The sequence below is a fragment of the Salinicola halimionae genome (assembly GCF_003206065.1).
In the GTDB taxonomy this organism is placed as follows: Bacteria; Pseudomonadota; Gammaproteobacteria; order Pseudomonadales; family Halomonadaceae; genus Salinicola; species Salinicola halimionae.
Genome location: NZ_PZJQ01000002.1, coordinates 568,024 through 582,063, shown reverse-complemented (window position 1 = coordinate 582,063; position 14,040 = coordinate 568,024). Strand labels below are relative to the sequence as shown.

At 60.6% G+C, this 14,040-nt stretch carries 13 protein-coding genes and 1 other RNA gene; 4 read left to right on the top strand and 10 right to left on the bottom strand.

The genetic code is table 11. The annotated features are described in order from the left end of the window. Window positions 1-68: 68 nt before the first annotated feature. Window positions 69-518: a ferric iron uptake transcriptional regulator gene (gene fur, locus DOM27_RS03260; RefSeq protein ID WP_075560483.1), complete on the bottom strand. Its 450-nt coding sequence runs from the start codon at window positions 516-518 to the stop codon at window positions 69-71. 72 nt (window positions 519-590) lie between these two features. On the opposite strand from fur, the gene DOM27_RS03255 reads away from it, so the two are divergent. Then, on the top strand, window positions 591-1,013 hold the full coding sequence (locus tag DOM27_RS03255; RefSeq protein ID WP_110654600.1) for an outer membrane protein assembly factor BamE: 423 nt from the start codon (window positions 591-593) through the stop codon (window positions 1,011-1,013). Between the two features lie 66 nt (window positions 1,014-1,079). Here the strand turns inward: DOM27_RS03255 and DOM27_RS03250 are convergent, their stop codons facing one another. Next, complete coding sequence (locus DOM27_RS03250; RefSeq protein ID WP_110654599.1) at window positions 1,080-1,376, bottom strand: RnfH family protein; 297 nt, start codon at window positions 1,374-1,376, stop codon at window positions 1,080-1,082. A 13-nt stretch (window positions 1,377-1,389) separates the two neighbouring features. After that, window positions 1,390-1,824 carry a type II toxin-antitoxin system RatA family toxin gene (locus tag DOM27_RS03245; protein WP_110654598.1) on the bottom strand — a complete coding sequence of 145 codons (435 nt, stop codon included), beginning with the start codon at window positions 1,822-1,824 and terminating at the stop codon, window positions 1,390-1,392. A gap of 200 nt (window positions 1,825-2,024) precedes the next feature. On the opposite strand from DOM27_RS03245, the gene smpB reads away from it, so the two are divergent. Together smpB and ssrA are read left to right on the top strand one after the other, a co-directional pair. Then, complete coding sequence (gene smpB, locus DOM27_RS03240; RefSeq protein WP_110654597.1) at window positions 2,025-2,504, top strand: SsrA-binding protein SmpB; 480 nt, start codon at window positions 2,025-2,027, stop codon at window positions 2,502-2,504. 90 nt (window positions 2,505-2,594) lie between these two features. Beyond that, window positions 2,595-2,974, top strand: a transfer-messenger RNA (tmRNA) gene (gene ssrA / locus DOM27_RS03235). A gap of 100 nt (window positions 2,975-3,074) precedes the next feature. Here ssrA and DOM27_RS03230 read toward each other — a convergent pair. Together DOM27_RS03230 and DOM27_RS03225 are read right to left on the bottom strand one after the other, a co-directional pair. Next, complete coding sequence (locus tag DOM27_RS03230; protein ID WP_110654596.1) at window positions 3,075-3,263, bottom strand: hypothetical protein; 189 nt, start codon at window positions 3,261-3,263, stop codon at window positions 3,075-3,077. Window positions 3,264-3,442: 179 nt separating this feature from the next. After that, a complete protein-coding gene (locus DOM27_RS03225; RefSeq protein WP_110654595.1) occupies window positions 3,443-5,212 on the bottom strand; it encodes an alginate O-acetyltransferase AlgX-related protein in 1,770 nt (589 codons plus the stop codon). 508 nt (window positions 5,213-5,720) lie between these two features. On the opposite strand from DOM27_RS03225, the gene DOM27_RS03220 reads away from it, so the two are divergent. Further along, a complete protein-coding gene (locus DOM27_RS03220) occupies window positions 5,721-8,207 on the top strand; it encodes a mechanosensitive ion channel domain-containing protein (protein WP_245392566.1) in 2,487 nt (828 codons plus the stop codon). Between the two features lie 61 nt (window positions 8,208-8,268). Here DOM27_RS03220 and DOM27_RS03215 read toward each other — a convergent pair whose 3' ends face one another. The 5 genes from DOM27_RS03215 to hemC form a co-directional block, all read right to left on the bottom strand. Beyond that, window positions 8,269-9,192, bottom strand: coding sequence for an ROK family protein (locus DOM27_RS03215; RefSeq protein ID WP_110654593.1), 924 nt, complete (start codon window positions 9,190-9,192; stop codon window positions 8,269-8,271). A 93-nt stretch (window positions 9,193-9,285) separates the two neighbouring features. Beyond that, window positions 9,286-10,509, bottom strand: a complete 1,224-nt coding sequence (locus DOM27_RS03210; protein WP_110654592.1) for a heme biosynthesis HemY N-terminal domain-containing protein — start codon at window positions 10,507-10,509, stop codon at window positions 9,286-9,288. Next, a complete protein-coding gene (locus tag DOM27_RS03205) occupies window positions 10,506-12,242 on the bottom strand; it encodes a uroporphyrinogen-III C-methyltransferase (RefSeq protein ID WP_110654591.1) in 1,737 nt (578 codons plus the stop codon). The genes DOM27_RS03210 and DOM27_RS03205 overlap by 4 nt, the downstream gene beginning before the upstream one ends. A 6-nt stretch (window positions 12,243-12,248) precedes the next feature. Continuing rightward, complete coding sequence (locus DOM27_RS03200; protein ID WP_110654590.1) at window positions 12,249-13,037, bottom strand: uroporphyrinogen-III synthase; 789 nt, start codon at window positions 13,035-13,037, stop codon at window positions 12,249-12,251. After that, window positions 13,037-13,987 carry a hydroxymethylbilane synthase gene (gene hemC / locus DOM27_RS03195; protein WP_110654589.1) on the bottom strand — a complete coding sequence of 317 codons (951 nt, stop codon included), beginning with the start codon at window positions 13,985-13,987 and terminating at the stop codon, window positions 13,037-13,039. The genes DOM27_RS03200 and hemC overlap by 1 nt, the downstream gene beginning before the upstream one ends. Window positions 13,988-14,040: the final 53 nt, after the last annotated feature.

Sequence of the window (14,040 nt, the reverse complement as noted above, 5' to 3'; positions counted from 1 at the left end):
TTTTACGACGCCCCAAACGCAAAACGCCGACCCAAAGGTCGGCGTTTTTGCGATTCTGACGAAGGCGATTACTTCTTGACGCCATCCTGGCGCGTGGCCTTGGAACCTCGAGGGCGAACGTAGAGTACCAACGCGTGCTCGACCAGTTCGTAACCGTGCTCTTCGACGATTTCGCGTTGGCGACGCTCGATTTCTTCGTCGTAAAACTCGACGATCTCTCCGGACTCCAGATCCACCATGTGATCATGGTGTTCTTCCTGAGACATCTCGAAAACCGCATGACCGCCGTCGAAATTGTGGCGAACGACTAAACCTGCGGCCTCGAACTGGGTCAAAACGCGGTAGACAGTCGCCAACCCGACATCCTCTCCCGACTCCAGTAGCGCCTTGTAGACGTCCTCGGCACTCATGTGGAGCTCTTCTTCCATCCGAGTCGCTTCGAGGATTTGCAGAATCTTGACGCGCGGCAGCGTGACCTTCAGGCCTGCTTTACGCAATTCTTGGTTTTCGTCGGCCATGGTCGCTCTTCGCAGTAGCGTCTTGTGTCGGGTATGATCAATCCACGCAACGATAGTGAAAGACGGGCCCAAATGCAAAATCTGATCAGAACCACCGTACTACTCCTCGCAGCCTCCCTCATTACCGGCTGCAGCTACTTTGGCGTCTACAAGAGGGATATCCCGCAAGGCAACCTCATCACCCAGGAGATGGTCTCTCAGCTTCATCCCGGGATGAGCCGCGAACAGGTCGCCTACATCATGGGCACACCTTTGATGGAAGCGCCGTTCTCGTCCGATCAGTGGGACTACGTCTTCTATCTTGACGAAGCTTATGGCGATACGGTCGAGAAACGGATGACGTTGACCTTCCAGAACGACCAACTGACCGACATCGCCAAATCCGGCGACATGGACTCAGACGTCGAGCTGAACCAGGACAGCGGCCCCGGCCCTGCCGTGGAAGGTGCTGGAGAAAGCGCGCCGACGCCTCGGATCGGGCCCAGCACGATCTGATCTATCGCAATGCCGCCAATGCCGTGACGAAGCATTCGAGGCAAGACGATGACATGACACGGGCGGTCAACGCGATGACGCGGTGGCCGCCCGTTCGCGTCGTGCCTGCTTGGGATCGATCTCCAGCGGCCGATAGACCTCGATGCGCTCTCCCTCCGTAGGCAGGTACACCTCCGGCTCGCGCAGCCGTTCCCCGAAGATGCCCAGTGGCGCCAATGCAAAGTCGAAGTCGGCCCAGGCGGCATGCCTCGCCGGCAGATCGGCCCGCATGACCGCCTGCCGGGCGTTCATCTCGGGTTCGAGCGTGACGCGAACGATGACCTGACACTCCGGCGTCGCGAACGCAATTTCGACATCGGCCATAAAGAGTGTCCTTCTAGCGCCCGTAGACCTGATCCGCCCGACGCGTGAATGCATCGACCAGTTGGCCCGCGACCTGTTGGAACAGTCGGCCGAACGCCATGCCCAGTAGCCGATTGCTGAATTCGAAGTTCATCTCGAGTTCGATCTTGCAGGCATCTTCACCCATCGCACGAAAGTGCCAGCGACCGCTCAGTCGCTTGAACGGACCGTCGACAAGCGAAAGGTCGATTCGCTCGGGCCGCTCGAGATCGTTGCGTGTGGTGACGCTCTGCTCGACACCGCCTTTGGCCAGCGTCATGCGCCCAATCAGAAAGCTGTCACCGCGCTCGAGGACGCTGGCACGCCGACAGCCGGGCAGAAATTCGGGATAGCGCTCAAAATCATTGACCAGTTCAAACATCTGTTCCGGGGTATGCCGAACGAATGCAGACCGATTCACGCTTGGCATAGGGGTCTCCACTGATTTATCGCCCCGACATGCGTATCATGGGGCATCGTTTTCGATGGCTTGAATGGTATCACGACTGCCCTCATAACTAGATTCCGCAAGAGCTGGCTCCGCACGAACCTTCGTCGAGCATTTCACGCGCGCGAAAATGACTGAGCGCGTCGCCCGCGGGCAACCGAATATCGCTGTAAAGAGGTGTCATGGGTAAGAAAAAAGCAAATGCGCCAAGCAGCAACACGATCGCCCAGAACAAGAAGGCTCGATTCGAATACCACATCGACGAGACTTTCGAAGCCGGCCTGGCGTTGGCAGGCTGGGAGGTCAAGAGCCTGCGGGCGGGCAAGGCCCAACTGACCGACACCTACATTCTGGTCAAGAATGGCGAGGCGTGGCTGCTGGGGAGTCACATCATGCCGCTCAACACGACGAGCACGCATGTGGTGGCTGATCCGACTCGGACGCGAAAATTGCTGCTGCACCGCAAGGAGATCGCCCGGATCTTCTCCCGAACTCAGGAGAAGGGGCACACCTGTGTTCCTCTCAAGCTGTACTGGAAACAGAACCTGGTCAAATGCGAACTGGCGCTGGTCCGCGGCAAGCAACTGCATGACAAACGCGCCACCGAAAAGGAACGCGACTGGAATCGCGAGAAAGCTCGTATCGTCAGAGACCATGCGTGATCTCCGACGGGTTTCCAAGCGCTAAAAGCTTGAAACAGCACTTGATATGGCGTGGACTCGCCGCCATCTGTTAGAATGAACGCGTAACACGGGGGCGACATGGCTTCGACGCCGGTGACAATCCCTGAGGTGCATGCCGAGAGCGTAACGTATCTCGTAAATCCAACGTTGCAAATGAATAGTCGCAAACGACGAAAACTATGCTCAAGGCGCACTGGCAGCGTAAAAACTGCTAGTTGTTAGTCTGGCCCCAAAGCGATGTGCCCATTCATCGCCGCGGGGATATGAGCTAAAGCTGATGGGACCGCGGATGTCAGCGCTCTCCTGACATTCGTTAAACCTTAGAGAGATCGCAAGGTGCAATCCTGCCCGCCGGAGTGCACTGCGTTAAATCAAAAGACGGAACTAAGCATGTAGAGCTGATGGGCGAGTGCCGGCGGACGGGGGTTCAATTCCCCCCGCCTCCACCAAACATGAAAAAGCACCCGATCGGGTGCTTTTTTTGTGCCTGTACCTCGCACTGCCCAAGGGCCACATTTGGCCCTCGCACGCTTGCCTTTGGACCTTGTCTCAGGCGACCGCGGCCATGGCAGACTTTCGCTGCTGCACGGACATCACCCGCTCCAGATCGTTACTCTTGCACTTGAAGGCAGAGCAAGCGGCGCAGCGAATGTCTTTGGACGCTTCACTCAATGTCGGCAGCAGAAATTGCCCGCCACCGCAAACGTTGCAACGCAGATCCAACGTGACTTTCAGCATCTTCTTTCCTCGAAACTGACCACCCAACGGGTAGCCATCCTGTTCTGTCGGCAGTCGGGAATGCGGCCTGTTAGCGATCACGCCACAGGAGCCTCGGGGTGGCTTTAGATAGCCCAATTACTCGTCGAAGCGGCGCTTCTCGCTTGTCAGGTACCAATCGACGAGACCTGGATCATCGATCATCCTGCCAGCAACGCCGTCATGAAGGCGTGATAAGGCTCACAGGGCGCGTAGCGATTCATCCTCTCCAGCAACTTGACTCTATCGGCCGCCGACACGCCCCGCAGGGTGCCATCGAGGCGGGTCTCGTCCAATGTCTGCATGATCCGTCCGGGCGTCGCCAGGTAGCGCTCGTTGGTCTGCAGGATGACATGGTCTGCGGCTTCATGATCGACGATTTCCTGCACGTAACTGCCCGGCAGGTTGACCACGACCACTCGCTGAAAGATGTGGGCAAACAGCAGCGCGAACCCTCCGGCATTCGCGGAAGAGCCCCCAAAGATGAGCAGGGTACGGGCATGTCGTGGCTTTGAATTCTCGAAGATCGTTATGTTGCCGGTGCCCGGCAGGTGATTGGAAAAACGACATTGAACACCGCTATCACCGCGAAAAACGGCAACGGTCGACGGCGATTTGGCAGGCGGGTCAATTTTGGACCCAAGGTCCCCGACTAACTCGCGTTGCTCGAAATCGTAGAGCGAATCGAAATCGTCATCGAGGCCGAAGTATCGCATGCTGGCCACGAACGCGAGATAGGCGCCACGTCCGCTCCAGTGCGTGTCCGTTTGGTAGTAGCTGTCCGGTATTGCCTGCATGGCGGCAACGGGGTTGCAAAAGCTGACCTCGCCCTGCTGCAGGATGGCCGATACCTGGTCGGTGATCGTGATATCGGCCTTTTCGAACGGATAATATTCCGGCCTGACCTTTTCCTTGGAGTTGGCAATCAAGAACAGTAGCGAGCGCTGTTGCTGAATCGGCCCGAGCTCGGCGCTGAAATGTCGCCACTGAAGCGTTTCGTCATCCGTCATTAGGCGCTTGCCGGTGAACTGATCGATACTCGCGTTGGTATCGTTGGCCAGAAACAGCCACCCTTCGCGCCCCTCGATGACTTCCATGATCGGCGCTAGCGAAAAGCGCAAGCATTCATAGGCTTTACCGCCTTCGAGCCTGACGCCGAGCGTAAGGCCACGGGAAAGATCGAAGGTGTGCTCGAATTCCCAGCCCGCTTCCTGGTAAGGCGTGCTCGGCTCGAGCGCTGTGAGTCCGAGGACGGCGGTCTCGGCATGAGCCGAGGCGATCAGTTCCGGCCGCTGATCCTGACGGGCATCGATCCAGCCCCGGATTCGATAGTGGCGGAATGAATCGAGCGTCGCGATCTGCTTCTGGTCTTCGCCGATCTCCCATCGTATCGCGAACGGCGCTGCCAGCTTATGCGCCGTCAATTGAAACTTCTTCGCCTTCTGGCTGGCGATGACATCCTTGAGATCAACGAGTGTGGCGTTCCCGGGCTGCTTCTCCAGTGCCAGATTCACCACGCGGAGCGCCGCATCGAGCTGTTCGGCGGCCAGAAGCGCGCGTGCCTGGCGCAGGTAGATTGGCGGAGGAAATGCCTCGTCATGATCGATGATCGCTTGCCATCTTTCGATGGCCGCCGGCCAGTCCTTTCTCGTCATCGCCGCTTCGGCATAAGCGATCCGCAGCTTAAGCGACGACTGGGGGGACCTCTCCAGCGCGGCGGCCATCGTCATCTCCCGCTTGGCGGTCTCACCGGCACCTTCGTAAGCTCGTATCAGCGTCACCACGAGATCGGGGCTATCGATACCGGCCTGGAAGGCCGGTTCCAGCAAGGCGATAACAGCGGAAAATTCTTGCCGCTCCAATTTGGCGGACGCCTCGGCGACCAGCTCGGACGCCTCTTCGATGCGTTCGGCAGAGGAAGATGAACTCATAACGGCCCCATAGTGTTTGCAACGAAAGACACAGGGCAGGAGTGGTTTCAAGGGTAGCCCACACGGACTCGGCTCTTGCGGCCATGCCGTTGACTTGCATCACTCTGACCTTCGATTCATTGCCACTATATCCCAGCCGCTACATGGCTAGACATCGCCCGTCGAGCATGAACTTTATCAACGTCGTGGCGCGAGCAACGTCATGCGTCGCGGGACCGAAGGGAGGTTCGGCATTACCTCCCACCAGACAGGTATCGGGATCGAAATTGTTCGACCGGGGCTCGAGCGCGTCACGCGGTCCCCGAGTTTCTCACCGAAAGCCGAGCTTCCAGGCGAACATCGCGGCCGCCTCGCGCCTGGAAAACCTCGTCAGACCGGCTAGTCTCACAGGATCACCATTCGTCTCGGTATCGGAATTTCCCCCCTGCCAGAAAGTGTTACTCTAACGATGGTTAGGCTGGCAACATGCCGTCAAATCGATCCGCTCACAAGACAAGGAGGTTGGAGCTTGATAGTCCTTCGCCCCGATCGCTGGCTCAGTCGCTGGCTATTGCTGTTATTACTGGTATTTGCTGCCCCGGTGCTCGCTCAGGACAGTGGCTCCCAAGGGCAGAGTGCCGAGGATGGCCCCGCCTATTCCACCATGGCGGACTTGCTGGAAAACTCCGAATCGCGTCAGGCACTGATTGACCAGCTGAGACAGCTGGCCTCACAGCAGGAGTCCGCAGGCGAGGCGCAAAGCGACAGTGCCCAAAGTGGCAATACCCCGGCCAGTGATGATCAGAACAGCAGCGCTCAGGCGTCGGACTCGGCCAGTGCCGAGGGAACCCGTGACCCGGATCAGTCCGCTGCCGGCAATAGCGAAGGCGGCACTGAAACGCCAGCTTCCTTCCCTCGTCGAATGGCACAGGTCACCAGTAGTATCGCGGGTGATATCGGCGGACAATTCACCAGTCTCGTCGCCATGATCGGTGGTTTCTTCGGCAGCAGCGACGCCGCAGCCAGCAGCGGCCCCTCGTTCAGCATGAACGACTTCATGAGCGCGGCGATCGATCTTGCGCTGGTGATCATCGCGACGGTCGCGGCCTTCCTGCTTCTACGCCGTATCGCCAGCCCGTTATTTTCCAAGTTCAGTCACTGGGCGATGCAAGGCGAGGGACGCAGCCATCTGCTGCGGGTCATCCTGTCCGTGGTGCTAGCGGCCATCGTCGACGTCATCGTCGTCGTGCTAGCCTACGTCGCGGGCAATCTGGTCGCGACATTCCTGGTCGGCGAAAGCGGCAATCTCGACACTCGCCTCTCGCTGTTCCTCAACGCCTTCCTGATGATCGAACTCTTCAAGTGTGCGCTCCGCGTGCTCTTCTCTTCGCGTCACGAAGGGCTTCGCCTGGTGTCTATCGAAGCCGCCCAGGCGCGTTATTGCAACCGGTTCCTCGCGACATTGGCTGGCTTCGTCGGTTACGGGATGCTGGTCGTGGTTCCGATCCTCAATGCCACGCTTTCCCTCGCGTTCGGCAAGGCCGTCGGGGTGCTGATCATGCTCATTGCCCTGATCTGGTCGATGAGTGTCATCCTGAAGCATCGCACCGGCGTACGTGACATGATCATGGCCAAGGCCGAAGCGGCCCAGATGTCCGCGTCTCGTGTGGCGCTGCGTCTGCTGGCACGCATCTGGCACGTCATTGCCCTGCTCTACGCCATCATGGTGTTCGCCGTTACGCTGCTGCATCCCGAAACGGCGCTGCCGTTCGTGCTGCTGGCAACGCTCAAGACCATCATCTATATCGGCATTGGCATGCTCGTGTCCGGCCTGCTGACACAGCTGATCGGCCGCCGCATCGAGCTTTCCGACGAACTACGTCAACGTCTGCCGATGCTGGAGTCGCGACTCAACTCCTATATTCCGACGCTGCTCAAGATCATCCGTGCAATCATTCTCATCGCCGTGGTGATGTACACCCTCGATGCCTGGGGCGCTTTCGATCTTGCTGCCTGGTACGTCAGCGATGCAGGCTCGCACACCATCGCGACCGTCGTTCAGGTTCTGCTGATTCTGGTAGTGGCCGCCATCGTATGGGTCGGCCTGGCCAGCCTGATCGAGAATTTCCTCAATCCGGACACCGGTGGCGGCGCGCCCACCGCACGTGCACAGACGCTGATGAGCCTGTTCCGTAACGCACTGGCGATTACTCTGATCATCATGACGGTGATGATCATCCTGTCTCAGATCGGCATCAATATCGGGCCTCTGATCGCGGGGGCCGGCGTACTGGGCCTGGCTATCGGTTTCGGTGCGCAGAAGCTGGTGCAGGATGTGATCACCGGCGTATTCATCCAGCTGGAAAATGCCATGAATACCGGCGACGTCGTCACCGCTGGCGGCATCACCGGTACGGCCGAACGCGTCAGCATCCGTTCGGTGGCCATCCGTGATCTATCGGGCACCTATCACATCGTGCCGTTCTCCTCGGTGGATACCGTTTCCAACTACATGCGCGAATTCGGTAACCATGTCGGCGAATACGGTATCGCCTATCGCGAGAACATCGATTACGCCATCGAACAGTTGCAAGCCGCTTACGCGGATCTTCAGGCGAGCGAGGAACACGGCCATAAACTGTTGGCGCCAATGACAGTGGCTGGCGTCGTCGCACTGGCCGATAGTTCGGTCAACATCCGTGTGGTGATCAAGACCACGCCGGGCGATCAGTGGGGCGTTGGCCGCGCCTACAATCGGCTGGTCAAGCTCTACTTCGACAAGGCCGGCATCGAGATCCCGTTCCCGCATACCACCCTCTACTTCGGCGAGAATCACGACGGAACGGCGCCACCGGCTCATCTGCGTGTGCTGCGTGATGACAAGCGCGACGTCATCGAAGGAGCCACCGACGAGACACACACATCGAATGCGCCGAATACGATGGCCTCGGACGAAACGCATCGTAAACCCACCGATGATGACGTCGATGGCGACGAGGCGGACGCTCCGCGCTAGCCTTCCAAGTAGATCTCGTGTTTGTTCAGGCCGCCTTCGGGCGGCCTTTTTCGTGCTCGTCTCAGTGGCGGTCGATCGTTGACGATCCCGCGCCCAGCATCGCTGCTCCGCGTACCCCGCTGGCATCGCCCAGGCGAGAGCGCACCACCTTCGGGGCCTTTATATCGGGAAACAACTGTGCTCCCATTGCCGCCGGCAGGGCCTCCACGAGTTCATCCATCGCCGATAGACCGCCACCGATGATGATGACCCGCGGCGACAGCAGTTTGATCACGTTTGCCAGAGCCCCGCCCAGTAATTCCAGATGGCATTGGTGGGCACGCTGCGCCGCGTCTTCACCGCCCAGCCAGGCCTGATGCCACTGCTCCGCCGATTCCGATACGCCACCGAAATGACGGTGAAGCCTGACCAGCCCTGGTCCGGCGATGTAGGTTTCCAGGCAGGCCTGCAGACCACAGCCACAGGGCAGCAATGGAAGATCGTAGCGCTTGGCCGCCGCTGCCGGCAGCGGCAAATGCCCCCACTCGCCGGCGAAACCTCCGCCACCCTTGAGAAGCCTGCCCTCGATGATCGCGCCGCCGCCGGCACCGGTTCCCAGAATGGCACCGAAGGCATGCTGCTCTCCTTCAGCCGCACCGCCGGGTCCGGTTTCCGACACCACGAAACAGCGGCTATCGTTTTCGATCGCGAAGGGCCGATCAAGATGCGCTTTCAGCGTCGCTTCCAGCACCCAGGGTCGCAATGCCGGTAGATTCGCGGCAATCAGATGCCCCTGATCGTCGAGGACACCCGGAAAGCCCAGACCCAACGTGCCGTGACTGCCGCAGCGATCATCCGCCTCCTCCACCATCTCCGTCAGCATTCTCAGGAAGGCTTCGCCATCCTGCGCCGGCGTCGGCTGGCGCCAGCGATCCAGACACTGCCAATTTCGGTCGTAGATCGCGATCTCGGTCTTGGTACCACCGACATCGATGCCGTAATGCATACAAGTCCTCCTCGAGCCGGCCTGCGGCGGTCCATTACACACAAAAAAGGGCGCCCGCAGGCGCCCAGGAGAGCAATCGATCGACCTCCGGGATCAGCGCGTCATGTCGCTGGGTTGCGGCAACGCCGGCAGCGACTTGTCGAGCAGCGTTACGCTCTGCCGGTAGTAGAGCTGGCTCTTGCTGTGGTCGCCGAGATTGGCGTAGAGCCGCGCAAGTTCGGCACAGACGACTCCGCTCGGGCGCTGGCGCTGGCTCGCCTCGAAATACTCCTGCGCCTTGCCCCAGTATGCGTTGCGCAGCGACAGGCGACCCAATGTGAGCAGAAGGTCCGGATCGTTGGGGCGTTCCTGAAGCCACTTCTCGGCGTAGACCAGCTGGCGTGCGGCATCGACGTTGAGCAGCCCGTAGCGCAGCACCAGTCGCGTATCCCAGTGCTCCTTGAGCGCGTTACGCAACAGGCGTTCGGCGTCACCTTCTTCGCCTCCCTGGATCAGCGCTTCGGCGTAGAGCACGACCAGCTCGACATCGCCTCGTAGATCGTCCGGCATATCCGCCCACAGCGAACGCACTCGCTGCAGATTGCCTTCCTGCAGCGCGGCCTGGGCCAGCAGCTCACGATAGACGCGTTGATCGAGCTCGCGCCGCTCGTCTTCAGTGATCAGACGATGCTTGTCGAGACGCGGCAGCAAGCGACGCATGCCATCCCAGTCATTGACGCTGAGATAGGCCTGCTTGAGCAGCTTGAGCACCTGCGGATGCTCCGGCAGCTGCTGTTCCAGCCGCGTCAACGTTGCCAAGGCTTCCTCGAACTGCTGACGATCCAGCATCAGTTGAGCTTGCACCAGTCCCACCGCCGTATCGGCACCCTCGGTACTGTGATGCGCCCGCTTGAGCAGTACGTCGGCCTGTTCGTAACGGCCCTGATAATGCGCCGCCAACGCCGCGGAGAGATAGTTGACCAGCGGCGTGCCGGAATCGTCAGCCGCCTTGGTGAGAGACTTCTCGGCTCGCTTCCAACGGCCTTCCGCCAGCGCTACCAATCCGCGAACGGTGCGCTTCATCGCCGTGCGATGACGGGTGCGGCTATTCCATACCTTGAGCCGGCTCACCGGCCGACGCAGACGCATCAACGCACGCAGCAGGAAATGCAGTATCAGGAAGGTGGCCAACAGCAATACGCAGCCGAACCAGAACGAGGTCTGAATGGAGGTGTCGCCAACACGAATGAACCAGTAGCCCGGCAGCGACTGCATCAGCTGTCCGAACAGCGCGCCGACCGCCAGACCGAAGACGATCAGCAGGATCAGCTTTCTCATGCGCCCTCTCCCTGTGCCGATTCGTCGGTCGAGCTATCGTCTTGCCCGCCGCCCTTCTGCGAGCCGCCGTTTGCACCACCATTCTGGGAACCGCCAGCCTGAGAGCCGCTCGCTCGAGAGTCGTCACCGTTACCGAAGCGCTGTTCGATGAAGCGCTTGAGCAGCTGTGAGGATTGGCTGATGTCCGGCAGCTCCGGGCGAACCTCGTTGTCGCGAAGGCTCTTGAGCTTGTCGATCGAATGGGTCACGCCATCGTTATCGGTAGCGTAGTAGCCTTCGACCAGTTCAAGAGCCTTGTCGAGACTGGCCTGATAAAGCTTGGGCTCCGATTTCAACAGGGCCAATTGTGCCTGCTCGAGCAGCAGCCGCACGTTCTGGCGCAGGTACGATTCCTGCTGGGGCGTGATCAATGCCTCCAGCGGCTGGTCGTGGCGTCGTACGGTCACCAGATCCTTGAGCTCGCTGCCGAGGGTAGCCAGTTGCTGACGCCAGCCACCGGTCGGCTTGGCGTCGCCCTTGCCGGCGGCGATCTCTTCGATATCCTGTTTCAACGGCAGGCGTGCCAGCTGTTCCTGCTGTGCCATCAACGCCAGGTAGAGCCCGGTTCGATCGATGACCGGCACGGAATCGAGCGAGGCGAGTTCGGACTGGATGGCACGCCGGATCGGTACCAGAGCCGGGTTATCGGCCTCGCGCAGGCGCTCGTCGGCGGCATTCAGCAGTGCCTTGGCGCCCTTGACGTCACGCTCGAGCTGCAATCGCTGATTGGCCAGACGCAGCAGATACTCCGCCTCGGCGTGCAGCCACTCTCGCGGGTCGGCCTGCTGTTGCTGCGCCAGCTCCTTGAGCACCTTGTCCAGCGTGTCATCGAGCTTCTGGCGGTATTGATCGAACTCGCCACGCATCATCTTCAGGTTTTGCTGGCGATTCTGGTCGAGTTCACCGACTTTCGACTCGAGCTGATCGAGCGTGGTGCTGTTGGCGCCGATCTGGCTCAACTGGGTCTGCTGCTGCTGGATTTTCTGCCATCCGCGGTAGCCGACGACAGCAACGACAATCGCCAGCACGATCACGAGAATCAAAGCCAGCAACCCCAACCTGCCACCATTGTCACGCTTGCCATTGCCGGACGTCGAGCCACCGCCAGCGGGAGGTTGCGCACCGCCCTTCGGCGTTGAGGTCGAACCGCTCGACTTGCCACTTGCACCGCTCTTCTTGCCGCTCGCGGCGTCGGGCTTGCCAGCAACGCCAGATGCCGACGCCTTGGCGCCACTCGCCGTCGCCGTGCGGGGCTTGTCATTCTTGCCGGGGCTCTCCGCCTTGCCACTTCCCGCCTTGTTGCTGTTTGTCTCGATGTTCTCCGCCTTGGTGCCGCCGGTCGACTTGGGCTCGCCAACGGAACCCGTTCTGCCAGTCGTTCCAGACTCGGTCGGGGTTGTCGAAGTGCTCGTCGCATCACGGCTGGCACGCGGCTTGCCGGTGGCGGCGTCAGTAGCGGCCGGTTGCACCACATCCGGTTTGATCGGCTGGGTCTTGGCAGGTTCTGGCGTGGTCGGGTCGGTTGTCGCGGACGACCCGGCTGGCGACGACGGCTGGCTGTCGCCCGCACTTGGCGTCACGGATGAGGTCGCTTTCGGATTCTGTCCGGCAGGCCCGGTCTGATCGTCTGGCGCCTGCTTGTCGCCGGAAGATGTTGCCGACGGCGGTTGCTGGTCTTTACTTTGCTTGCTCATCTATCGCTAGCCTTTTTCGTGATCACCCTGATCGAAGGTGGCGCCCCTTGAATCGAGCACCGCGCGAACCTCGGCGCTCAGTGCCGCCGGAGATGCACCCGACGCCACATGCAGCGAGTCGAACCCCAGCGTCCCCGCCAGTGTAGCCAACCGTTGACTCGAGACGATTAGCGGTTGGTTCAACGCTACTGGGCCACACCATGTGACCAAATGTTGCAATATTTCCCCGCTCGTCACCACCAGGGCGGCGAAATCCCCTTCCGCCAGCCACGCATCCGCCGGAGAAGACGGAGGGCGATATCGACGTCGATAAAGAGCCAGAACTTCGACTTCGGCGCCGCGTTCCCGCAGTCGCTCCCGCAGTAACTCCCGCCCCTCTTCACCGCGAGCCAGTAGAAGCCGCTTGCCGGCCACGACTTTGAGCGATGCCACTGCCAATAGCGCCTCGCTGTCCTCACCGCCGGCTCGTGACGGAATGACCGCCGGCACACCCAGTTCGGCATGGAGCGTCTTCGCCGTGGCTTCGCCAATGGCATAGAAACGCAGACCCTGTGGCAACTGCGGCCAGTATGACGCAATGGCTTCAGCAAGACACGTCGCCGCCTGAGGACTGACCACGATGACGCTTTGAAACTGGTCGAGATCGAGCAGTGCGGCGCGCGCCGAGGCAGAGAGTGTCAAAGCCTCGAAGCGCAGCACGTCGAGAGAGACTGGCGCGTAGCCCGTCTCTCTCAGCGCCCGCGCCAGAACGGCGCCACGCGGCCCCGGCCGGGTCAGCAGCACGCGGTCCGACATCAGTCGCTGCCAGCGTTTCCGTAAACCTCGGACAGAATCTCGCCGGCGCCCTGCGCGAGCAGATCTTCCGCCACGCGAATCCCCAACGATTCGGGCTCCATGGCTGACCCTCGGCTTTCGGCACGCAACACCGTCGAGCCATCTGGATGCCCCACCAGTCCACGCAGCCATAGCGTATCGCCACCATTCTCGAGCACGGCATAGCCACCAATGGGCACTTGGCAGCCGCCGTCCAGACGCGTATTCAGCGCCCGCTCGGCGCGCACCCGCGTCGCTGTCGCGGCGTGATCCAGCGGCGCCAGCAGGGTGATCAGTTCCGCGTCGTCGTGACGACATTCGATACCCAGCGCACCTTGACCGCAGGCCGGCAGGCTCTCTTCCGGCGCCAGCTCGGCGGTGATTCTCTCGCCAAGCTGGAGCCGTTGCAGGCCTGTCGTGGCCAGGATGATCGCTTCGAAATCACCCGCATCAAGCTTGCCCAGTCGCGTCTGTACGTTGCCACGTAACGGCAGCACTTCGAGATCCGGCCGACGCGCGCTGATCTGGAGCCCGCGCCGCAGGCTGGAAGTCCCGATCCGCGCTCCTTCGGGCAGCGCATCGACGCCAGCATAGTCGTTGGAGACGAAGGCATCAGTGGGCGCGCCACTTTCCAGGATCACCGATAGACCCAGCCCCTCGGGGAACTGCATCGGTACGTCTTTCATCGAATGCACGGCCAGATCTGCCCGCCCATCGAGCATTGCCTCCTCGAGTTCCTTGACGAACAGCGCCTTGCCGCCGATCTTCGCCAGCGGCGTATCAAGAATCTGGTCGCCACGAGTGGATAATGGCACCAGTTCGACGCTCAGGTGCGGGTGAAACTGTTCCAGCAGCGTCTTGACGTGTTCGGCCTGCCACAGCGCCAACGCGCTCTTGCGGGTTGCGATTCTCAATCTATTAGCGTCGAGCACGCCGTTCTCCGGGTCGAATGGTCGTCACCGGCAGCACCGCCAGCGGGTGCCTT

Coding starts and splice junctions, on each gene's coding strand:
- DOM27_RS03245 (WP_110654598.1), bottom strand. CDS start 1,824: ATGCCAAGCGTGAATCGGTCTGCATTCGTTCGGCATACCCCGGAACAG.
- DOM27_RS03225 (WP_110654595.1), bottom strand. CDS start 5,212: ATGAGTTCATCTTCCTCTGCCGAACGCATCGAAGAGGCGTCCGAGCTG.
- smpB (WP_110654597.1), top strand. CDS start 2,025: ATGGGTAAGAAAAAAGCAAATGCGCCAAGCAGCAACACGATCGCCCAG.
- DOM27_RS03230 (WP_110654596.1), bottom strand. CDS start 3,263: ATGCTGAAAGTCACGTTGGATCTGCGTTGCAACGTTTGCGGTGGCGGG.
- DOM27_RS03200 (WP_110654590.1), bottom strand. CDS start 13,037: ATGTCGGACCGCGTGCTGCTGACCCGGCCGGGGCCGCGTGGCGCCGTT.
- DOM27_RS03205 (WP_110654591.1), bottom strand. CDS start 12,242: ATGAGCAAGCAAAGTAAAGACCAGCAACCGCCGTCGGCAACATCTTCC.
- DOM27_RS03215 (WP_110654593.1), bottom strand. CDS start 9,192: ATGCATTACGGCATCGATGTCGGTGGTACCAAGACCGAGATCGCGATC.
- DOM27_RS03250 (WP_110654599.1), bottom strand. CDS start 1,376: ATGGCCGATGTCGAAATTGCGTTCGCGACGCCGGAGTGTCAGGTCATC.
- DOM27_RS03210 (WP_110654592.1), bottom strand. CDS start 10,509: ATGAGAAAGCTGATCCTGCTGATCGTCTTCGGTCTGGCGGTCGGCGCG.
- DOM27_RS03255 (WP_110654600.1), top strand. CDS start 591: ATGCAAAATCTGATCAGAACCACCGTACTACTCCTCGCAGCCTCCCTC.
- fur (WP_075560483.1), bottom strand. CDS start 518: ATGGCCGACGAAAACCAAGAATTGCGTAAAGCAGGCCTGAAGGTCACG.